This window comes from Acidovorax sp. KKS102, from assembly GCF_000302535.1.
In the GTDB taxonomy this organism is placed as follows: Bacteria; Pseudomonadota; Gammaproteobacteria; order Burkholderiales; family Burkholderiaceae_C; genus Acidovorax.
The window spans coordinates 2738882-2760451 of record NC_018708.1; the positions used below are offsets into that span (position 1 = coordinate 2738882).

Here is a 21570-nt window from a genome sequence, read left to right on the forward strand (position 1 = left end):
CCAGGCATATTGCACTAGCGCTACCGGCATTTTTTCTCTCACCATGCCCGCCCGCCCACTGTCTGACGAAACCCTGCACCTGATCGACGCCGTGCGCACGGCGCTCGCGCACCGCAGCGACGTGGAAGAGCGTGCCCTGTTTGGAACGCACGCCTTCTTCGTGGACGGCAAGATGTGCATCGCCGTCAAGGGCGAGGAGCTGCTGGTGCGTTTGCCGCCGGAACGGCACGGCGAGTTGCAGGAGATGCAGAACACGCGCGAACTCTCTCCAGGCGGCGGGATGAAGGGCTACTTCTGGGTGGAGCCCAACGGCTTTTCCACCCGGGCGCAATGGAGCTTCTGGATCGACGAAGCACTGGCCTACAACCCGCACGCCAAGGCGGCACCGCCCAAGAAAAAAACGGATGCCGCCAAAGCCCGGCCAGCTACTGCCAAGACAGTCGCAGCAACAGGCACGCGCACGAAAGGAGCGACAAGCACGACCGCCAAGGCCGCCAAGGCCGCCAAGGCCGCCAAGCCTCCTGCCAAAAAGCCCGCCGCCAAGAAGCACAGCATCTTCGAAGCCGACGACTGACTCACCCCTCCACACCCCACCCGGAGCCCCACCATGCCCCTTCGCATCGTCCGCCTTGGCACCCCGCGCACCGCTGGGGAAGGCACCCGCATCGGCACCGTGCGCCGCCCACCGCGTGGCGTGCCCAAGGCCGAGTTCGCCAGCCGCGACTACTACGACGTGTGGTACCCCCTGCTCTCCCCCAGCGCCGACCTCATGGCCCAGGTCCAGCAGGTGCCCATCGGTAAGGAGGGCGACAAGGCGTGGGAGACCTTCACCAAACAGTTCCGCAAGGAACTGGCCCAGCCCGAGGCCAGCCGCACGCTGGATTTGCTGGCCGCGCTGTCGCACCACAGTGCCATGTCGCTGGGCTGCTACTGCGAGGACGAAGCCCGCTGCCACCGGTCGGTGCTCCGCGCTGAGCTGGCGGGCCGCGGAGCAGACATCGCCGATTGATTTCAGATGTTTTTGGGCTCAAGCGCTAGATGAATATGCGCTGGTAGCTATCAAATTCATACCGAACCCGAACCCTTTTCTTTCACCATCACAACGACATCCAGGAGCAACACAGCATGAAAATCGCATTCATCGGCCTCGGCAACATGGGCGGCCCCATGGCACACAACCTGCACAAGGCAGGCCACGAAGTGCGCGCTTTCGACCTCTCGCAACCCGCCCGCGACAAGCTGGCCGCAGACGGCGTGCCCATCGCAGCTGACGCCAAGGCCGCCGTGGCGGGTGCCGAAGTCGTCATCAGCATGCTGCCCGCCAGCCAGCATGTGGAAGGCCTGTTCCTCGGCGCGGGCGACCTGCTGGCCCAGCTGCCTGCGGGCACGCTGATCATCGACTGCTCCACCATCGCTGCCGCCACCTCCCGCAAGGTGGCCGAGGCCGCCAAGGCCAAGGGCGTGGCCTTTATCGACGCGCCCGTGTCGGGCGGCACCGGCGGCGCCATTGCAGGCACCCTCACCTTCATGGTGGGCGGCGACGCGGCTGATCTGGAACGCGCCCGCCCCGTGCTCGAAAAAATGGGCGCCAACATCTTCCACGCGGGCGCCGTGGGCGCAGGCCAGACCGCCAAGATCTGCAACAACATGCTGCTGGGCATCCTGATGGCCGGCACCAGCGAGGCCATCGCCCTGGGCGTGGCCAACGGCCTGGACCCCAAGGTACTGAGCGAAATCATGCGCCGCAGCTCGGGCGGCAACTGGGCGCTGGAGAAGTACAACCCCTTCCCCGGCGTGATGGAAACTGCGCCCGCCAGCAAAGGCTATGCGGGCGGCTTTGGTACGGACCTAATGCTCAAGGACCTGGGCCTGGCGCAGGAGAACGCGATGGCGGTGAAGGCTGCCACGCCGCTGGGGGGTATGGCGCGTAATCTGTATGCGGCGCACAGCTTGGCGGGCCACGGCGCGCTGGATTTCTCCAGCATCATCAAGATGGTGCAAAAGGGCTGAAAGCGAATACGCTGAGGACCCAGGGCTGGGGGCGCTGCTGATCTTTGCGGCCCCCTCGTCCACCGAGGGCCTCACGCCGCAGCCACCATGCCGACCTGCAGGTCGGCATTTTTTTGCCCGCTATTTCGCCACCAGGGTCTGGAGAAACTGCTCCTCAAACACCTCGGCAGGCACCGGCTTGCTCAACAGGTACCCCTGGATCTCGTCGCAGCCCAGCAGTGCCAGATGGCGGGACTGGTCCTCGGTCTCCACCCCTTCGGCGACCACCTTCAGGCCCAGCGAATGCCCCAGGTTGATGATGGTGGAGACCAGCGCCACGCCCTGCGGGCCCGAGGCCATGTTGAGGATGAAGGACCGGTCGATCTTGAGCGTGTCCACCGGCAGTTTGGCGAGGTAACTCAGGGATGAGAACCCTGTGCCGAAGTCGTCGATGGCGATGGTGATGCCCATCTCGCGCAGTGCATGCAGGCTGGCGGTGCTGTGCTGCACGTCGTCCATGACCATGCTTTCGGTGATCTCCAGCTCCAGCCCGGCGGCCGCATTGGCGTCGTGGGCCACGGCGTCGCGCACCTCGGCAATGAAGCCCCGGTGCCGCAGCTGAAGAAACGACACATTGACGGCCACCCGCAGGGGCGCCAGCCCTGCCTGGCGCCAGCGCAGGTTGTCGGCCAGGGCCTGGCGCAGCGCCCAGCGACCCACGTCGTAGATCAGGCCGGTTTCTTCCAGGATGGGGATGAACTGCGCGGGCGGCACCAGCCCCCGGCGGGGGTCGTTCCAGCGGATCAGGGCCTCGGCCCCGGCGATGGCGCCCGAGGCCAGGTGCTGCTTGGGCTGGTAGTGCAGCGCAAACAGGCCCTGCTCCAGCGCATCGCGCAGGCGCCCCTCCAGGCTCAGCGCTTCGGCCACGCGGGTGTTCATCTCCGAGGTGTAGAACAACAGGCTGTCGGCCGAGGCCTTGGCCTTGTTGAGGGCTGCCTCGGCGTTGCGCAGCAGGGTTTCTGCATCGGCACCATCCATGGGGTACAGCGCGACACCGGCTTTGGCGGCCATGCGCAGCTCGGTGCCGCCCAGCACAAAGGGCGCATCAAAACAGGCGCGCATCAGGCCATCCAGTGCCAGCGCCACCGCGCCCGCATCCCGCGCGTCAGTCACGGCGATGCCAAAGCTGTTGACGCCAATGCGCGCCACGTCGTACGCGTCGCCCGCCGCCTGCTGCAGCCGCTGCGCCACCTGCTTGAGCAGTTCGTCGCCCTCCTGGCGCCCCAGGGTATCGTTGACAAAGCGAAACCGGCTGATGTCCATGAGCCCCATGCCGAGCAGCGTCTTGGAGCCTTCGCGTGGCCGCAGGTGCTGGCCGCTGCGCTCCAGGAACAGGGTGCGGTTGGGCAGACCGGTGATGTCGTCGTAGTACGCCAGGTAGTTCAGCCGCTCTTCCTTGTCGAGGTGGTCCATGGCAAAGCCGATGTCCCCCGCCAGCTCGGTCAGCAGGTGCATCTCGTCATCGTCAAAGAACTCGGCTTCGTCGGCAAACAGGGCAATCACGCCGACCACCTCATGCGCCACCAGCAGGGGCAACACGGCCATCGATGCTACGCCGCGCGCAGCCAGCTCCTGGGGGACGAGGATGCGCGGGTCGTTCTGAATGTCCTCACACACCACGGACTGCCGGGTGCGCACCACGCTGGCGCTCAGGCTTTCGCCCTCTCTCGGGGTTTCGCTCAGCCACAACCGGCGCCGCACATGCATGAGGAACTCCGCCCCGGCCCCGGCAAGCGCTACCGGCACCACCTCTTGCAGGGCGTGGTCCACGCGACCGATCCAGGCGATCTTGAACTGGCCGTGCTCCACCGCGATGCGGCAGGCCTCGCGGAACAGCTCGTCGCGCTGGCGCACCCGCACGATCAGGGTGTTGATGCCGCTGAGCACGGCATACACGCGGTTCAGCCGCTTGATGCGCCGCTCGGCGTCGCGGCGTGCCGTGATGTCCTCACCCAGGGCCGCCACCCCCGTCACCTGCCCGCCCACGGAGCGCAGCACCGTGTTGTTCCAGTGCACCAGGCGCCGCTCGCCAGACCGGGTCAGGATCTCGTTGTCGTAATGCCAGGCCGAGGGCCGGTCGGCCAGCACGTCAGCAAAGACGCTGCGCACATCGCCCATCTCGGGCGGCACGAACAGGTCGAACCAGTTGCGGCCAAACACTTCGTCGCGCTGCCAGCCGGTCAGCCGCAGCAGGTAGTCGTTGCAGTAGGTGATGCGGCCTTCGCAGTCCAGCATCAGCGAAATCATCTCGACCTTGTCGAGCATGTCGTTGAAGCGGCGGTCGCTTTCGTGCAGTTCTTCTTCGGCGCGCTTTTCCTTGGTGATGTCCTGGATGGTGTTGAACCAGCGGCCCAGCTCGCCCCGGCCCGCTTCGTCCTCCAGGGGCTCCATCACCTGGCGCAGGTACAGCGGCTGGCCGTCGCCACGCACCACGCGGTAGGTAAAGTCCATGCGCGCGCCCTGGTGCGCCGCCTGCAGCGCGTGGCGGCGGAACATGTCGCGGTCATCGGGGTGCACCAGCGCCAGCCAGTCGCGGGCCGAGCGGGGCATGGCGCTCTCGTCCAGCCCCAGCATGTCAGGCAAGGTGTCCAGCCAGCTCTCAAAGGCGCCGTCAGGCCCGCTGATGACGTGGGATATCTTGGCCAGCGCCTGGGCCCTGCGCAGGCTGGCCTTGTTGGCGCGCAGGGCATCCACAGCCCGCTGGCGCTCTTGCACCTGCACCTGCAGTTGCTCGGCGTGCTGCTGGATCTCCTGGTACAGGCTGCCGTTTTCGTAGATGCGGCCCACTTGCGCGCCCAGGATGGCCAGGACTTTTTCATCGTCGGCGCTGAAGGCGTCCGCCCCCTGTTTGTTGGCCAGGCACAGCCAGCCATAGGAGAACGACAGCGACACGATGGGCGCGATCACTGCCGTGTGCACCGGGGGATATCCTGCGGGCAAGCCCAGCGCCACGGGGTCACCCCCTGCATTAACAAGGCGGTGCGGCTGGCGTTCCGCCCGCAGCTGGCCCAGCAGCCCGTGCGACACCACGGGCAGATCAACAGGCCCGTTCTGCAGGGCAGGGTCCATGCCGCTGGTGCAGGTGATGGCGCCGTCGCTGTGCTTGCGCACCACGCACAGCACGGCGTACTGCGCGCCCACCAGCTCGCGGGCGCCACGGCACACATTGGCCAGCAGCACCTGCGGGTCGCGCTCTGAGGCCAGCTGCAGGTTCAGGTCGGTCAGTGCGGACAGGCGTCGGTTCATGGCTGCCAGCTCGGCCACGTTGCCGGTGAGCTTGTCCGTCATCAGCTGCAGGTGGCGGGTCTGAAAGCTGTGCTCCAGCGCCACCGAGGGCTGGTGGCGGATCTGCGTGAGCGCCTGTTCGATGGCCGCCAGAATGTCTTGCGGCTCGCAGGGCTTGAACAGCACCTGGGTCACGCCGCAGGCCTCGGCCAGACGCAGGGCTTCTTCCTCCTGGTAGTGCGCACTGCAAAAGATCACCTGCGTGGCCGCCAGGCCATGGTCGGAGCGCAGTTGCCGCACGAACTCAAAGCCGTCCATGGTCGGCATCAGGATGTCGGAGATCACCAGGTCCGGCCGCTCGGCACGGACCAGGGCCAGCGCCTCGGCGCCATCGGCCGCCTCCAGCGCCTGGTGGCCGCTGTGCCCGATGAGCGTGACCACCAGCGCGCGGTTGGCGGGGAGGTCATCAACGACGAGGATCTTTGCCATGCTGTAAGTGCTGGGGGTTCAACCTGATTGAGGGGGTGTTTGCCGGGCACTGGCCAAAAACGCCTCGATCTGCTGCACAAAGGTTTCGGGCGTGATGGGCTTGGACAGGTGTTCATTAAAACCGACTTCGAGGGCCTTCTCACGGTCGCCCGGCATCGAGAAGGCCGTCACCGCGACCAGAGGCACCACCCGCCAGCGCGGGCTGGACCGCAGGCCCCGGGCCACTTCGTAGCCGTTCATCACGGGCATCTGCAGATCACACAGCACGATGTCCGGCCCCTCGGCCAGCGCCAGGTCCAGCCCCACGGCGCCGTTCTCGGCGGCCAGCACCCGGTGGCCAGCAGCTTCAAGCAAATAGGTGACCAGCATGCGACTGGCGTCATCGTCTTCGATGACCAGAACGGTGGCGGGATGGGTGGTGGTGGTCGTCATGCCACATGCTCCGGCAATTGCAGGGTGAATGTGCTGCCCAGGCCCTCGGTGCTGTCAAAACCCAGCGTGCCACCCAGGGCCTCGGCCAGCTTGCGGCTCAGGTGCAGGCCCAGGCCCGTGCCCTCGTGGTGGCGGCGGTCTGCACTTTCTACCCGCGAAAACGCCTCGAACAGCCGGGGCTGCTCCTGCAGCGGTATGCCCGGGCCGGTGTCCTGCACACGCAGTTGCACCGCGCGGCCGGTGGGCAGCTGCAAATCCTGCAGCACCACATCCACCCGCCCCTGTTGCGTGAACTTGATGGCGTTACCCACGAGGTTGATGAGAATCTGACTGAGCGCGCGCCGGTCGGTGAGCAGCAAGACATCGACCGGCGGCGTGTGCACCGCAAAAGCCAGGCCCTTGCGCCGTGCCTCCATTTCCAGTGTCGCAGACACTTCTTCGATCAGGGTCTTGCAATCCACGCGCTCCAGATTCAGCGTGACCTTGTTGGCGCTGAGCTTGGCCACATCCAGCAGATCGTTGATGAGCGACAGCAGGTGCTTGGCGCCTGTCTGCACGATGCGCAGCTGCTTTTCCTGCTCGGCATTCAGCGGTCCGGGCAGCTGCATGAGCAACGTGCCGGTAAAGCCGATGATGGCGTTGAGGGGCGTGCGCAGCTCGTGGGACATGCTGGCCAGAAAACGGTCTTTCACCAGGGCCGCGTTCTCCAGCTCCAGGTTCTTGTCGCGCAGCACCTGCTCGATGCGCTTGCGCTCCGTCACATCACGGATGGCGCTGGAGACAAACAGGCCCTCCTCTGTCTCCAGCGGGCTCAGGCTGATCTCCACCGGGAACTCGCTGCCGTCCTTACGCAAGCCATGCAGCTCCAGCCCCGCGCCCATGGAGCGGGTGCGTGGCTCGGCAAAAAAATTGCGCCGGTGGTCCGGGTGCCGGGCGCTGAAGCGCTGGGGCACGAGCAACTCGATGGGCTGGCCCAGCAACTCGTCGCGGCTCCAGCCGAACAGTTTGACCGCCTGCGAGTTGACGAGGACGATGTGCCCTTCGCGGTTGACGATGACCATGGCGTCGGGCGCGGCCTCCAGCAGGTCCTTGAACTTCTGGTCCGCACGCTTGCGGTCGGTGATGTCGCGGATGGCACTCATCACCATGGTGCCCTCTTCGGTGTCGATAGGGCTCAGGCTGATCTCGACCGGAAACTCTCCACCATCCTTGCGCAGGCCGTGCAGCTCCAGCCCCGCGCCCATGGTGCGGGTGCGCGGCTGTCCGAAAAACCCGCTGCGGTGGCCCAGGTGGGCGCCGCGGTAACGGTGGGGCAGCAACACCTCCACCGCCTGCCCCAGCAGTTCAGCACGGGGATAGCCAAACACCCGCTCGGCCTGGGAGTTGACGAGCACGATGCGCCCGGTCACGTTGACCATCACGATCGCATCGGGGGTGGATTCGAGCAGATCGCGAAACCGCGCCTCCAGCAGCTTGGCGTCGCGCTGCACCTTGAGCTGTGTGACATCCTTCTTGCTCGACAGGAAGTACAACACCTGACCACTGGCATCGCGCACGGCCTTCGTCGATACATTGACATGCACCAGCGAGCCGTCCTTACGACGGCGCACCGCCTCTTGCACCGAGGTGCCCAGGCGCAAGGCCTCCGCCCGAAAAAGGTCCTCTTCGTGCGCGCGGCCCTGGGGCACGATGAGGTCGAGGACGGAGCGCCCCTGCACTTCGGCCTGCGAATACCCAAAGATCAGCTCGGCCGCCGGATTCCACTCCAGCACCACGCCCTGGGGCGACAGCACCAGCAATGCATCGGGGTTTTGCTCCCAGTACGCGGCAGAAAATTCAGTCGCCATGCGGCCCTCTCGCTCCGGGTGGGGCTGCATCGCAGTGCTGGCTGTGCCTGGGTGCGCCCTGCGTTGGCCCCGGTGTCGGTGTTTTTAGTGTGGGTGGTGAGGGCACACAGCACTTTCACCATGCTATGTACTCAAGCCACCCCTCGCCACATTGCGTTGCCCCAACTCCAAGACAGCAGGGGTCACGCAATGCGGCGAGAGCGCCGAACCATATTAGGGGGGAACGCGGCAAAACTCCAACACTGAAGTGCCAAGGCTGCAACCCATCGCGATCCACTGCAAAGCGCAAGGGCCACGCCCCAAACAAAAAGCCCCCGAACCCATCAAGGATCAGGGGCATGAACACGTCACCGGCCGCCCCGTGTGGGTGGCGGCGCTGTGCGGTCTTACATGTTGTCGATCATGACCTGTCCGAACCCGGAACAGCTCACCTGGGTGGCGCCTTCCATCAGGCGGGCAAAGTCGTAGGTCACCTTCTTGGATGCGATCGACTTCTCCAGCGAGCTGATGATCAGGTCGGCGGCCGCTGTCCAGCCCATGTGGCGCAGCATCATCTCGGCCGACAGGATCTCGGAGCCAGGGTTGACGTAGTCCTTGCCCGCGTACTTGGGCGCGGTGCCGTGGGTGGCTTCAAAACAGGCCACCGAGTCGGACATGTTGGCGCCAGGGGCAATGCCGATGCCGCCCACCTGCGCGGCCAGCGCGTCAGAAATGTAGTCACCATTCAGGTTCAGCGTGGCCACGACTGAATACTCCGCCGGGCGCAGCAGGATCTGCTGCAGGAAGGCATCGGCGATGCTGTCCTTGATGGTGATTTCCTTGCCGTTCTTGGGGTTCTTGAGGCGGCACCAGGGGCCGCCGTCGATGAGTTCAGCACCGAATTCTTTCTGTGCCAGCGCATAGGCCCAGTCGCGGAAGCCGCCTTCGGTGTACTTCATGATGTTGCCCTTGTGCACGATGGTCACGCTGGGCTTGTCGTTGTCGATGGCGTACTGGATGGCCTTGCGCACCAGGCGCTCCGTGCCTTCGATGGAGACGGGCTTCACACCCAGACCGGATGTGTTGGGGAAGCGGATCTTCTTGACACCCATCTCGTCCTGCAGGAACTTGATGAGCTTCTTGGCCTTGTCGGACTCGGCTTCAAATTCGATGCCAGCGTAGATGTCTTCCGAGTTCTCGCGGAAGATCACCATGTTGGTCTTTTCAGGCTCCTTCAGAGGCGAAGGCACGCCCTTGAAATACTGCACCGGGCGCAGGCACACATACAGGTCCAGTTCCTGGCGCAGCGCCACGTTCAACGAGCGGATGCCGCCGCCCACCGGCGTGGTCAGCGGGCCTTTGATGGAGACCACGTACTCGCGCAGTACCTGCAGAGTTTCGTCGGGCAGCCACACATCGGGGCCATAGACCTTGGTGGACTTTTCGCCCGCGTACACCTCCATCCAGTGGATCTTCTTTTTGCCGCCGTAGGCCTTGGCCACGGCCGCATCGACCACCTTGATCATGACGGGCGTGATGTCCAGGCCCGTGCCGTCACCCTCGATGAACGGGATGATGGGCTCGTCCGGCACATTCAGGGACATGTCGGCGTTGACGGTGATTTTCTGGCCTTCGGCAGGCACCACGATGTGCTGGTAGGTGGTCATGGGTGGGAAGTCTCCGGTATGCGCCGAGTCTGATTCGGTCGATGAGGGGCAAAGCGAGGAAAAGAGGCACCGCCACAGGCGTGGCAGTGTGGTTTCAAACCATTCTAATGACAAAAAATTTCGTCGAAGACCCTGTCAACGGGCCGCGCGCTGCTATCGTTGCGAATGGAGCCGTACGGAATTCGTCCGGCCCTTCAACCTTCGTTCACACTGGAAACGGCATATATGAAAAAACTCCTCGCTGTCCTCGTGGCCGGTCTGTTCACTGCTGGTGCTTTTGCACAGGCACCCGCAGCCGCCCCTGCCACCACCACTCCTGCAGCCGCTCCCATGACGGCCCAGGCAGCAGCTCCGGCCACCAAGAAGGTCGCCAAGAAAAAGACCCACAAAAAGGTCGCCAAGAAGAAAACTGCCCACAAGGCCGCCTGAACCAGCTTTGCAAGGCCTGACGTACCCGCCACTGGGCCCGCAGGCCTTCGCTGATTCAAAACCGCCCGCTCCTGCGGGCGTTTTCTTTGGTGCTGCAGACGCCCTGCGCACCGCCTGAACTTTTCGCGACCGCTGCAGTCCGTCTCTGGCGCAGTTGCCGCACTTCGTGTTGTCTCTTTTTGCCAGAAAGCCCCGCCCATGACCGCCTCACGCGCCCTCCCAGCCTTCCCGCTCGCCGCCCTGCGCGGGGCGACCGGTGTTCCAAGCCGCGCCCGCCGCGCCGTCGGGGCCTGGTGTGCTGGGCTGGTGGTGGGCGCACTGGCGGTGCCCGCCGGGGTCGCCCAGGCGCAGGAAGGTCCCCAGATGAACCTGCGGCGCGTGGAGCTGACCGCTGGCATGCACCGCATCGACGCACAGGTCGCCCTCACCCCGCAGGAGCGCCAGACGGGCCTGATGTACCGCAAGGAAATGCCCGCGCACGAGGGCATGCTGTTTGTGTTTGAACAGCCCTCGCAGCAGTGCTTCTGGATGAAGAACACCTTGCTGCCGCTCACGGCGGCCTTCATTGCCGATGACGGCACCATCGTGAACCTGGAGGACATGAAGCCCCAGACACTGGATTCGCACTGCTCGGCCAAGCCCGTGCGCTACGTGCTGGAGATGAACCAAGGCTGGTTTGCCAAGAAGGGCATCAAGGCGGGGGCGAAACTCGGCGGGACCCCGTTTGCCCGGCAGTAATGCACGCGGCTGCTGACGCTATATTTTCAATAGCATCACAGGCATGATTCACTAGCGCATCCAGCCGAAAAGACTTCAACTTTTCTGCGGAGCAACAAAAAACGGCCCTCGGGCCGTTTTTTGTTGTCAGGGCGATGTGGGCAGAGCTCCCCACCGCGACTGCCTGTAGCGATCAGGCGAAGTTGGCTTCAGCAAACTTCCAGTTCACCAGCTTGTCGAGGAAGGTTTCGACGAATTTGGGACGCATGTTGCGGTAGTCGATGTAGTACGCGTGTTCCCACACGTCCACCGTCAGCAGGGCCTTGTCGGCCGTGGTCAGGGGCGTGCCGGCGGCGCCGGTGTTCACGATGTCCACGCTGCCGTCGGCCTTCTTCACCAGCCAGGTCCAGCCCGAACCGAAGTTGCCCACGGCGGACTTCACAAAGGCTTCCTTGAAGGCGGCGTAGCTGCCCCACTTGGCATTGATGGCGGCAGCCAGAGCGCCCGAGGGCTCACCGCCACCTTGGGGAGCCATGCAGTTCCAGAAAAAGGTGTGGTTCCAGATTTGCGCAGCGTTGTTGTAGATGCCGCCGCTCGACTTCTTGACGATCTCTTCGAGCGTCATGGATTCGAACTCGGTGCCCTTTTGCAGGTTGTTGAGGTTCACCACGTAGGCGTTGTGGTGCTTGCCGTGGTGGTACTCCAGGGTTTCCTGGCTGTAGTGCGGGGCCAGGGCGTCGATGGCGTAGGGCAGCGGGGGAAGGGTGTGTTCCATGGTGGTGTTTCCTCGTGGTTTGAAATTCTGGGATGCCGTCTGCAACGCGGGCTTTCCTGAGCAATGCAGTCGGACACAGCGCGAAGGGGGCATTGTAGGAACATCAGGTGACCTGTGCAGCATGTGGGCTCCCGGATTCCACCCGCAGCGCCACAAACCGCCCATGTCCTACAGGCGGGCTGCCAGCCGCCCACCGTCCTGCACGATCCGGTTACAAAAGCCGGGGCTGCGACACCGTCACATCCACAGCCCCATCGGCCAGCGTGGCCCGCAGTGCGTCGCCCGGCTGGGCCTGACGGATGCTGGTGACGGCCTGGCCGCTGGTGTCGGTCAGCAGCGCATAACCGCGCTGCAGCACGAGGCGCGGGTCCAGCAATTCCAGCCGCAGGGCGGCACGCTCCAGCCGCTCGGCGTTCTGCGCCACGCTGCGTTGCAGAGCCTGGGGCAATTGGGCCTCCAGCGCTTGTTGGCGCTGCGCCAGGCGCTGCATTTTCAGGAGCACTCCATGGCGCATGCGCTGCGCAAGGCGCGCCAGCTGCAACTGCTGGCGCGCCACCAGGCCCGAGGGGCGTCCCAGGCGGGCGGCGGCCTGGTCCAGCCGCTGATGGCGGGTATCGAGCTGGCGCTGCACGCCATCGCTAAGGCGGCCTGCGAGCAACTCCAGCGCTCCCAGCCAGACTTCGCGCGGCTGGGCCACCAGCTCGGCCGCCGCCGTGGGCGTGGGAGCGCGCAGGTCGGCGCAAAAGTCGGCGATGGTGAAATCCGTCTCGTGCCCCACCCCGCTGACCAGGGGCACCGGGCTTTGCACGATGGTGCGGGCCAGTTGCTCGTCGTTAAAGGCCCACAGGTCCTCGATGGAGCCGCCCCCACGCACCAGCAGAATCACGTCAATGGGTGGATTGGGATTCGAATCACCCCCCTGCGCCCGCCCCGCTTGCGCCAGTAGATACAGTTTTGATAGCGCCGCAATGATCGACGGCGGGGCGGCCACACCCTGCACCTGCGCGGGCACCAGCACCACCGGAATGTGCGGCACCCGGCGGCGCAACGCCGTCACCACATCGTGCAACGCAGCCGCACCCGCCGAGGTGACCAGGCCAATGCCGCGCGGCTGCAGCGGCAGCGGGCGCTTGCGCGCCGTGTCGAACAGGCCTTCGGCGTCGAGCTGCGCCTTCAGGCGCAGGAACTGCTCGAACAGCGCGCCCTGCCCCGCACGCTGCATGCTCTCCACGATGAACTGCAGATCGCCCCGCGCCTCATACACACCGAGGCGCCCGCGCACTTCCACCAATTCGCCATCGCGCGGCGAAAAGTCAAGCAGCGTGGCTGCGCGGCGGAACATGGCGCAGCGCAACTGCCCGTTGGCGTCCTTGATCGAAAAATAACAATGACCGCTGGACGCGCGCGAGAAGCCCGTGATCTCGCCGCGCACCGCGACAGGATTGAAGCGCGCCTCCAGAGCGTCAGCAATGGCGCGGCACAGCGCGCCAACTTCCCAGATACGGGGCGCCGCTGCTGGGCTTGAGCGGTCAAACATGAGAAATGGCGCGCGTTGGCGTGGCGCCCCCCATGCGAGTACTCCACAGTTTCGGGCCAGCGGGAGCTGCCTTCAACCCAGACACCCCAATCGGCCGCAAAACACGAGAACACGTGCAAGTTGTTGATTTATATATGTTTTTCATTGCACAATTTTTCATCAATCTGTTGCAAGCACGGCGCGGAGCCACTTTGCGGGGCTGCGGATGTGGGTTGCCCACAAAGTTATCCACAGTTTTTGTGGGTGAGCGCAACGAGGGGAAGCGTGCGCGATAACGTAACGGTTTGTGACGCAGTGGCCGCCACAAGCTGGGCCATAATCGCCGATTGCTTTCATCTGCGCGGAGAGAGATTTGCTGTCCATCATACAAGCCGCAGGCTGGCCCATCTGGCCCCTGATCGCGTGTTCCGTCCTGGGACTGGCACTGATTTTTGAACGTTTTCTGGCCCTGAAAACGGCCCGCGTGGCCCCCCCCAAACTCCTCGACGAAGCCATCACGGTGTCGTCCAAGGCCCTGCCCACCCCCGATGTGGTGAACCAGCTGGCCCAGAACTCGGCCCTGGGCGAAGTGCTGGCCAGCGGTCTGCGCACCCTCAACAGCAACCCCCAGTGCAGCGAAACCGACCTGCGCGCCGCGATGGAAGGTACAGGCCGCGCAGTGGCTCACCGGCTGGAGAAGTACCTGTCGGCCCTGGCCACCATCGCCTCGGCCGCGCCGCTGCTGGGCCTGCTGGGCACCGTCATCGGCATGATCGAGATCTTTGGTTCGCAAGCCGGCGGCGGCGGTGTGGGCCAGGCCATGGGCGGTGGCAACCCGGCACAGCTGGCACATGGCATCTCGATTGCGCTCTACAACACGGCATTTGGCCTGATCGTGGCCATCCCCTCCCTGATCTTCTGGCGCTACTTCCGGGCCCGCGTGGACGCGTATCTGCTCACGCTGGAGCTGGCTTCGGAGCAGTTCGTTCGCCACATGCTGCGCCTGCGCAAAGCCAAATAAGCGCCATGAACTTTCGCCCCCGCGCCAAGGATGAGCCCGAGATCAACCTGATCCCGTTCATCGACGTGCTGCTGGTGATCCTCATCTTTCTGATGCTCACCACCACCTACAGCAAGTTCACGGAGCTGCAGCTCACCCTGCCCGTGGCCGATGCCGAGCAACAGCGCGACCACCCCAAGGAAGTGATCGTGTCGGTGGCCGCAGACGGCCGCTACGCCGTCAACAAGACCGGCGTGGAAGGCAAGAGCGTGGATGCCATCGCGCAGGCGCTTCGCACCGCCGCCACCGCTGGCCGTGACAGCGTGGTCATCATCAGTGCAGACGCCATGTCGCCGCACCAGTCCGTGGTCACCGTGATGGAGGCCGCGCGCCGCGTGGGCCTCACGCAGATCACGTTTGCCACGCAGTCGTCCGCGTCGGGCCGCGCGGCCAGCCGCTGACGGGCATGGCCGCTTCCGGGCCGCAGCCGCCCCGGGCTTCGGCCCCGCAAGCCCCTCCGCCCTCCTCTGCCACGGCCGAACAGCGGCTGCAGAACATCTGGCAGTCCCGGGGTCCAGCGGCGTGGGCGCTCTGGCCCGTCTCTCTCATGTACGGCGCCTTGGTGGCCCTGCGCCGCTGGCTGTACCGCCGGGGCTGGCTTCGGTCCGAACACCCGGGCCGGCCTGTCATCGTGGTGGGCAATGTGATTGCCGGAGGCGCCGGTAAGACTCCTGTGGTCATTGCACTCGTCAAACACTTGCAGGCGCGTGGTCTGCGCCCGGGCGTGATCTCGCGCGGCTACGGTCGCAGCACACAAGACTGCCGAGCCGTGCAACCCGACAGCCCCGCGAGCGAGGTGGGCGACGAGCCGGCCTTGATTGCCCGCAGCGTAGCGGGTGGCGACACGGTGCCCGTGTTTGTGGCCCCACGGCGCATCACCGCCGCACGCGCGTTGCTGGCAGCCCACCCCGATACCGATGTGATCGTCTGCGACGACGGCTTGCAGCATCTGGCGCTGCGACGGGACCTGGAGATCTGCATCTTCAACAACCAAGACATCGGCAACGGCTTTCTGCTGCCCGCAGGCCCGCTGCGGGAGCCCTGGCCCCGCCCTGTGGATATGGTGCTGCATGCAGGCAGCGCGCCGCCGCGTGGCACCACAGCGCCGGCATTTGCCCTCCAACGCAGCCTGGCGCCCTATGCCCTGCAATCGGACGGCCACCCCGTGCCACTGGCACAACTGCAAGGGCAGCCCCTGCATGCGGTGGCCGCCGTGGCCCGACCCGCCGAGTTCTTTGCCATGTTGCGCAACCAGGGCCTGACGCTGGAGGACACCGAGGCCTTACCCGATCACTATGATTTTGATAGCTGGCAGCGCATATCCGACCAGCGCCTACAGCTAATTTGCACAGAAAAGGACGCGGTGAAGCTCTGGACGCGCCATCCGGACGCGCTGGCCGTGCCACTGACCACGCAGATGGACCCGCGCTTTTTTGCCGTCCTGGACGATTGGCTCCATCAAGCAGTCGCCGGCTCCGCAGCCCAAAGGCCGCCGCTATCATCTGCCCCTGCCTGAACGAACCCACCCGGAAAGCCTCTTCCCCATGGACCCCAAACTGCTTGAACTGCTGGTCTGCCCCGTCACCAAAGGCCCTTTGACGTATGACCGCGAGGCTCAGGAACTTGTCTCGCGCAGCGCGCGGCTGGCCTACCCGGTGCGCGACGGAATCCCGGTGCTGCTGGAGAATGAAGCCCGCCCCCTGACCGACGAGGAACTGGAGCAGTGAGCGCCCCCGTAGTCCCCGCAGCCAACAACCCCTTTACCGTGCTGATACCGGCACGCATGGCGTCGAGCCGCTTGCCCGACAAGCCCCTGGCGGACATTGCGGGCCTGCCCATGGTGGTGCGCGTAGCCCAGCGCGCTGCGCAGAGCGCCGCAGTCCGCGTGGTGGTGGCTGCAGACGACGCCCGCATCCTGCAAGCCTGCGCAGCCCATGGTGTGGCTGCCGTCATGACCCGCGCCGACCACGCCAGCGGCAGTGACCGGCTGGCCGAGGCCTGCACACAACTGGGGCTGCAGGGCGACGATATCGTTGTCAACGTGCAGGGCGACGAGCCCCTGATAGACCCCGCGCTCATCAATGCAGTGGCCGCCCTGCTGCAAGATCGAGATGGTCAATACGGCCAGCGCCCTGGAGCCAGCATGGGCACCGCCGCCCATGCCATCGCGTCCCTGGCCGACTACACCAACCCCAACGTGGTGAAGGTGGTGCTGGACGCGCGGGGCCTGGCCCATTACTTCAGCCGCGCGCCCATCCCTTTTGGGCGCGACCATACTGGCACGGCCTGGTGGCAGGGTGCAGCACAGGCCGCCCAGCCCGGCGTGAAGGCACTGCAAGGCTTTGCACCGCTACGCCACGTGGGGATCTACAGCTATCGCGCGGGGTTTCTGCGGGAGTTTCCACAATTGGCGCCTGCGCCGACCGAGGCCATCGAGGCGCTGGAACAGCTCCGTGCACTGTGGCACGGCCACCGCATCGCCGTTCACCTGGCAGACGCGGCGCCGGGCCCTGGCGTGGACACGCCAGAGGACCTGGAGCAGGTCCGCGCGCTGTTTCGCTGACAGTTTTCAGGCGCCAACGGTCCGCGTTGGCATGCATGTTGGATACACCCGGGGTCGCACCGATGACCCTCGCAGCGCTTCCATGGAGGCACCGGCCAAGAAACGGTCACCCATGTAAGTCCGCGCAAGGTGGTCACATGCTATCCTCAACTGTAACGAGAGCACCGCATCCCGGGCGCACAGAACGGCTTCAGGCGCCCTTCGAACGTCCCCGCCAGCGGCGCCACCCGATTTCTAACCTTCGAGGACATCCATGAGACTGATTCTGTTGGGCGCGCCTGGCGCCGGAAAGGGCACGCAAGCCACATTCATCTGCCAGAAGTACGGCATCCCCCAGATCTCCACCGGCGACATGCTGCGTGCCGCCGTCAAGGCTGGCACTCCCTTGGGCCTGCAGGCCAAGGCCGTGATGGACTCGGGCGCCCTGGTCAGCGACGACATCATCATCGGGCTCGTCAAGGAGCGCATCACGCAGCCCGACTGCGCCAACGGCTTCCTGTTTGATGGCTTCCCCCGCACCATTCCGCAGGCCGACGCCATGAAGGCCGCCGGCGTCAAGCTCGACTACGTGCTCGAAATCGATGTGCCCTTTGACGCCATCATCGAACGCATGAGCGGCCGCCGCTCGCACCCTGCCAGCGGCCGGACCTACCACGTCAAGTTCAACCCACCCAAGGTCGAAGGCAAGGATGACGTGACCGGTGAAGAACTGATCCAGCGCGAAGACGACAAGGAAGAAACCGTCAAGAAGCGCCTGCAGGTCTACAGCGACCAGACGCGCCCCCTGGTGGATTACTACAGCAACTGGGCCAAGGCCGAACCCGCCGCAGCGCCCAAGTACCGCGCCATCAGCGGTACGGGCAGCGTGGACGAGATCACCGCACGCGCGCTGCAGGCGCTGGCCAGCTGATGCAATGAACCAAGGGCCAAGATCCGCCTGACGCACGTTGGGCGCTCAAGCCTCCTGAAAGCGACGCACTGCACCAGGGCGTCGCTTTTTTCATGAAACGCCCCGCCGCGCGGTGGCCGCGACAGCCACCCGCTGCGGGCACGTGCCTGGCATCAGGCGGGGCTGGACCGCAAGCCGTAGGCTTTGCCGTCCACAAACAGGTATTCGGCGCGCAGCACTGCCTCGCCCTTTTCGTCCCGCAGGCCAAAGCCCACCACAGACACGGCCGTACCCGGCTTGATCTCTGGCACCTGCCAGGCCTGCATACGAGTCAACGGAGCCAGCTCAACCTCCCAGACGCGGTCCTTGCGGGTGGGCAGCACGGTTTTGGCCAGTAGTGCGCGTCCGTCCACCGGCGCGGTCTGCGCAGGCACAGGCCGCTGGGCAAGATCTGAAGGCAACCGGAGCGCAGCGGGCAATTCCAGCTCCAGCTCTGCATGCGGGTTTTGCCACCGCACTTTGCGCGCCGTGCCCTCCAGATACAGCGGTCGGTCCGCATCAAAACTGCTCCAGCCGTGGTGCGCGTGTGCCCCCAAAGGCAAGGCACTCGCGGCGATCAGCACATGACGACGTTGCAAGCCCATAAAGACTCCCGTAGGAACAAAACCCGATTCAAGGGGCCATATCAAAGGTACGCAATCCAGCGGCCACAGGCCACCACCGACAGCCAGATCACGGTGGACACCAGCATCTGCAAGCGTGCCAACCCATCCAGGCGTACAAGCGAACCGCGTGCATGAAACCACGCCGCGTTGCAGCCCGCAAGCATTAACAACAGCATCTTCAAGGTAAAAGCGCGGTTGCTGAGCAGCTCCGCAGGCTGGGTGGCAAACATCAGCAGCCCCGACGCTGCGGCCAATCCGAAGCCGCACAGCGCCACAGTGAGACTCAGCCGCGCGAGGTCTTTCACCGGCAGTGCCGCACCACGTCCGAAGACCCGCAACTCCAGCAGCAGCAGATTGCCCAGCAGCAACGCAATACCGATGATGTGGACGACCTCCAGCGCGGGGTAAGCCCAGGCGTGTGTCTTGAGTGCGGTGAACACGGCTGCCGGCCCTTCTTAGATCAATGCATCCGCAGCAAATCCAGCATCAGGGCAACCCGCGCCTTCACCGGCGACAGGCCTTGCGAGGCGGGAAGCACATCACCCGGCTTGGGCAGCACCTGCCCCTCCGCGCAGCGGGTGGAGCGCACCACCCGCACTCCGGCGTTCTGCGCGCGCACCAAAGCGGCCTCCAAATCGTGGTGGATCGTGCCATTGCCGGTGCAGGCCACCACCAGGCCCTGCACGCCCTCTCGCACCAGCGCATCCACCGCCCTGCCCGATGCCCCCGCATGGTTCATGACGATTTCCACCCACGGCCAAGTCGCAGCGCTCACTATATTATTCATAGCACCATCGACATTATTTACCGGCACTACTGGGCTATTGCATGCCCAACGGACCACACACTCTTCCACCCACCCCAGAGGTCCAGCATCCCCCGAGCTGAAGGCATTGACGCGGTAGGGATGCACTTTTTGCACATGCCGTGCGCCATGCACTTCACCCGCCGCAACAGCCAGCACACCTGTGGCACCTGGCGCCAATACCGTTGCCACCGCGTCCAGCAGGTTCTGGGGGCCATCGGGGGTCAAGGCTGTGGCAGGCCGCATCGCGCAGGTCAGCACCACGGGTTTGGCGGCGTCCAGCACTTCGTGCAAGAACCACGCCGTTTCTTCCAGGGTGTCCGTACCATGGGTGATGACCAACCCCTTCACCTCCGGGTCATTCAGGTGGTGGGCGCACCGCAATGCCAGCGTGCGCCACACCTCGCCATCCATGTCCTTGCTGTCGATCTGCGCTACTTGCTCTGCAACCAAGGCGCCCCCTGCCAGAGCCTGCAGACCGGGCACAGCCGTCAGCAGTTGTTCCACGCCCACCTGCGCGGCGGTGTAGCCAATGTTGTCCCCCGCTTGGGCCGAGGTGCCCGCAATCGTGCCACCGGTGCCCAAAACCACAATTTTTTGCCCACTCACTTGCATACTCCGAAAAACTGGTGAAAAATACAGTTACTGGATTAAAAAACAGTTGTTCATCACTGTAACCGCCCGCACCGGAAACCACCATGCTCGACAACCCCAAACTCACCGCCCGCCAGCAGCAGATTCTGGATCTCATCCAGACCGCTATCGCACGCACCGGCGCGCCTCCCACCCGCGCAGAAATCGCGGCCGAGCTGGGTTTCAAGTCAGCCAATGCGGCAGAAGAACACCTTCAGGCTCTTGCCCGTAAAGGGGTGATTGAGCTGGTCAGCGGCACCTCACGGGGCATCCGCCTGCGCAGCGACACGGTGCGCTCCATCAACGCCGCGCGCGGCAGTCAGTTCAGCCTGCCCATCCCGGGCCTGTCGCAACTGGTCTTGCCTTTGGTAGGCCGGGTGGCTGCGGGGTCGCCCATTCTCGCGCAGGAACATGTAGGCCAGACCTACAGCGTAGAAAACAGCCTCTTCCAGCACAAGCCCGATTACCTGCTCAAGGTGCGGGGCATGTCCATGCGTGACGCAGGCATCATGGATGGCGATTTGCTGGCCGTTCAGTCCACCCGCGAAGCCCGCAACGGCCAGATCATCGTGGCCCGACTGGGTGACGACGTCACTGTCAAGCGCCTTCGCCGCACCGCCAACGCCATTGAATTACTGCCCGAGAACCCCGACTACCCTGTGATCGTGGTGCAGCCGGGTGAGCCCTTCGAAATCGAAGGTCTGGCAGTGGGTCTTATCCGCAACACCATGCTGATGTAGTGCACGCGCTCAGGGGCCGCACCGTGGGTGGCGGGCGTTTGGTGGACAGATTCTGATCAGTACACCAGCCCTGCGATGCGGGTCCCGTTGAGTGCCAAAAACTCCCAAGCAATGCGTGATGAATCGGCGGAGCAGCTGGCTGCACCGCAAGGGATGGTCTCGCGCTGCTTTTGGGTGTTTTGGTACTCAGCCACTCTGCAATCCTGCCTATGTTCAACCCCCGACTTTCGGAGTTTTCACATGGGAATTGCTTTGTTCACCCTTTCTGCCCTGCAGAGCCCTGTTCGCAGCCTCAAAAAGCTGTTTGCGAGTGCGGAGCAAACGCCCGCAGGTAGGATGGCCCTACGGGCGCAAGCAGAGACGAGAGAGCCCACTGAATCTGGGAATGCATCGCCCTTTATTTTCCAAAGACGGGCTACAGACGTTGCGGCACTTCATCGTGCTGAACAGCACCAAGGACAACGCGCCCCTCGCGGGAACTGGCCTTTTACGGTCAAACCACCTGCACGAGCGCCAGAAAGTCCTGCCCGTTCGCCCGACACGCACCGCTCTTTTCTGCCAACGCACATGGCAGGTAGCAAACGGCAAGCTTTCCTATCAGCGGTGGGGACGACCTCCTGCAGCCCACGAACAACAAAAGTGCTGCGCCGGACTTCTGATGCCGCAGGTACCGGACGCCTAGTGATTGCAGGCCGGATGGCAGATGTCTGCGCAGAGCTGGACCGTTTGGCGGCATCCGAGGCTCTCAGGGCCTGATTTACTGGACATTGCGGGCGGTTAAGGTGGCAAACGCTCCTGCGTCCCGACCACTGTGGCGGCCTCGTCTTCAGATTACGGAGCTACCGCCGATGAGGTGGTGTGAGGACCGTCCCCACAGCCCCAAGGCTGGTGCAGAGCCGTACCAGATCTTGATCGACACCAAACACTGACGCCAGCCTGCGCCAATCGTGCGGTCGTGCGGTCGTGCGGTCGTGCGGTCGTGCGGTCGTGCGGTCGTGCGGTCGTGCGGAGTGATACGGCCATTTCCGGTATCTGCGCAGCACTCCGTCACCAAAAATTGGAGACTTTGGCTTGGCCACAGGGCTCAGGT

General features: G+C 64.6%; 20 protein-coding genes and 1 pseudogene. 12 read left to right on the forward strand and 9 right to left on the reverse strand.

Annotated elements, in window-relative coordinates; genetic code table 11:
- The first annotated feature begins 43 nt into the window (after positions 1-43).
- From C380_RS12555 to mmsB, 3 genes and pseudogenes are all read left to right on the forward strand, one after another.
- Positions 44-574 carry a TfoX/Sxy family protein gene (locus C380_RS12555; protein WP_015014231.1) on the forward strand — a complete coding sequence of 177 codons (531 nt, stop codon included), beginning with the start codon at positions 44-46 and terminating at the stop codon, positions 572-574.
- A 33-nt stretch (positions 575-607) separates the two neighbouring features.
- Positions 608-1009 carry a DUF488 domain-containing protein gene (locus C380_RS12560; RefSeq protein ID WP_015014232.1) on the forward strand — a complete coding sequence of 134 codons (402 nt, stop codon included), beginning with the start codon at positions 608-610 and terminating at the stop codon, positions 1007-1009.
- Positions 1010-1104: 95 nt separating this feature from the next.
- Positions 1105-2010 (forward strand): annotated as a pseudogene (gene mmsB, locus C380_RS12565) (3-hydroxyisobutyrate dehydrogenase); the annotation flags it as partial.
- 120 nt (positions 2011-2130) lie between these two features.
- Here the strand turns inward: mmsB and C380_RS12570 are convergent.
- The 4 genes from C380_RS12570 to icd all read right to left on the reverse strand — a co-directional run bounded on the left by C380_RS12570 (position 2131) and on the right by icd (position 9688).
- Entirely contained in the window at positions 2131-5763 is a 3633-nt protein-coding gene (locus tag C380_RS12570; protein ID WP_015014234.1) for an EAL domain-containing protein, read from the reverse strand.
- Positions 5764-5781: 18 nt separating this feature from the next.
- A complete protein-coding gene (locus C380_RS12575) occupies positions 5782-6195 on the reverse strand; it encodes a response regulator (RefSeq protein ID WP_015014235.1) in 414 nt (137 codons plus the stop codon).
- Positions 6192-8042, reverse strand: coding sequence for a PAS domain S-box protein (locus C380_RS12580; RefSeq protein ID WP_015014236.1), 1851 nt, complete (start codon positions 8040-8042; stop codon positions 6192-6194). Before C380_RS12580 ends, C380_RS12575 begins: the two co-directional genes overlap by 4 nt.
- 386 nt (positions 8043-8428) lie before the next feature.
- Positions 8429-9688, reverse strand: a complete 1260-nt coding sequence (gene icd, locus C380_RS12585) for an NADP-dependent isocitrate dehydrogenase (RefSeq protein ID WP_015014237.1) — start codon at positions 9686-9688, stop codon at positions 8429-8431.
- Between the two features lie 225 nt (positions 9689-9913).
- Between icd and C380_RS12590 the strand changes: the two genes are divergently transcribed.
- Entirely contained in the window at positions 9914-10117 is a 204-nt protein-coding gene (locus tag C380_RS12590; RefSeq protein WP_015014238.1) for a hypothetical protein, read from the forward strand.
- Positions 10118-10315: 198 nt separating this feature from the next.
- Positions 10316-10855, forward strand: a complete 540-nt coding sequence (locus tag C380_RS12595; protein ID WP_015014239.1) for a DUF192 domain-containing protein — start codon at positions 10316-10318, stop codon at positions 10853-10855.
- 172 nt (positions 10856-11027) lie between these two features.
- Here the strand turns inward: C380_RS12595 and C380_RS12600 are convergent, their stop codons facing one another.
- Together C380_RS12600 and xseA are read right to left on the reverse strand one after the other, a co-directional pair.
- The gene (locus tag C380_RS12600; protein ID WP_015014240.1) at positions 11028-11609 is read right to left on the reverse strand and encodes a superoxide dismutase; all 582 of its coding nucleotides are present in this window, start codon (positions 11607-11609) and stop codon (positions 11028-11030) included.
- A gap of 211 nt (positions 11610-11820) precedes the next feature.
- Positions 11821-13146: an exodeoxyribonuclease VII large subunit gene (xseA, locus tag C380_RS12605; RefSeq protein WP_015014241.1), complete on the reverse strand. Its 1326-nt coding sequence runs from the start codon at positions 13144-13146 to the stop codon at positions 11821-11823.
- 352 nt (positions 13147-13498) lie between these two features.
- On the opposite strand from xseA, the gene C380_RS12610 reads away from it, so the two are divergent.
- The 6 genes from C380_RS12610 to adk all read left to right on the forward strand — a co-directional run bounded on the left by C380_RS12610 (position 13499) and on the right by adk (position 17658).
- A complete protein-coding gene (locus tag C380_RS12610) occupies positions 13499-14146 on the forward strand; it encodes a MotA/TolQ/ExbB proton channel family protein (RefSeq protein ID WP_015014242.1) in 648 nt (215 codons plus the stop codon).
- A 5-nt stretch (positions 14147-14151) separates the two neighbouring features.
- Complete coding sequence (locus C380_RS12615; protein ID WP_015014243.1) at positions 14152-14586, forward strand: biopolymer transporter ExbD; 435 nt, start codon at positions 14152-14154, stop codon at positions 14584-14586.
- 5 nt (positions 14587-14591) lie between these two features.
- Positions 14592-15701 (forward strand): tetraacyldisaccharide 4'-kinase, encoded by a 1110-nt coding sequence (gene lpxK, locus C380_RS12620; RefSeq protein ID WP_015014244.1) that lies wholly within the window; start codon positions 14592-14594, stop codon positions 15699-15701.
- 28 nt (positions 15702-15729) lie between these two features.
- Entirely contained in the window at positions 15730-15912 is a 183-nt protein-coding gene (locus C380_RS12625) for a Trm112 family protein (protein WP_015014245.1), read from the forward strand.
- Complete coding sequence (gene kdsB, locus C380_RS12630; RefSeq protein WP_015014246.1) at positions 15909-16748, forward strand: 3-deoxy-manno-octulosonate cytidylyltransferase; 840 nt, start codon at positions 15909-15911, stop codon at positions 16746-16748. The genes C380_RS12625 and kdsB overlap by 4 nt, the downstream gene beginning before the upstream one ends.
- Before the next feature lie 253 nt (positions 16749-17001).
- Complete coding sequence (gene adk / locus C380_RS12635) at positions 17002-17658, forward strand: adenylate kinase (RefSeq protein ID WP_015014247.1); 657 nt, start codon at positions 17002-17004, stop codon at positions 17656-17658.
- 152 nt (positions 17659-17810) lie between these two features.
- Here the strand turns inward: adk and C380_RS12640 are convergent, their stop codons facing one another.
- Genes C380_RS12640 through C380_RS12650 form a run of 3 tightly spaced genes read right to left on the reverse strand, consistent with a single transcriptional unit; the run spans position 17811 to position 19722 of the window.
- Positions 17811-18281 carry a DUF6152 family protein gene (locus C380_RS12640; RefSeq protein ID WP_015014248.1) on the reverse strand — a complete coding sequence of 157 codons (471 nt, stop codon included), beginning with the start codon at positions 18279-18281 and terminating at the stop codon, positions 17811-17813.
- Between the two features lie 41 nt (positions 18282-18322).
- The gene (locus C380_RS12645) at positions 18323-18742 is read right to left on the reverse strand and encodes a hypothetical protein (RefSeq protein ID WP_015014249.1); all 420 of its coding nucleotides are present in this window, start codon (positions 18740-18742) and stop codon (positions 18323-18325) included.
- A gap of 20 nt (positions 18743-18762) precedes the next feature.
- Positions 18763-19722 (reverse strand): asparaginase, encoded by a 960-nt coding sequence (locus tag C380_RS12650; RefSeq protein WP_043565388.1) that lies wholly within the window; start codon positions 19720-19722, stop codon positions 18763-18765.
- An 83-nt stretch (positions 19723-19805) separates the two neighbouring features.
- Here C380_RS12650 and lexA point away from each other — a divergent pair, with 83 nt between their 5' ends.
- Positions 19806-20480, forward strand: coding sequence for a transcriptional repressor LexA (gene lexA, locus C380_RS12655; protein ID WP_015014251.1), 675 nt, complete (start codon positions 19806-19808; stop codon positions 20478-20480).
- Positions 20481-21570 lie beyond the last annotated feature (1090 nt).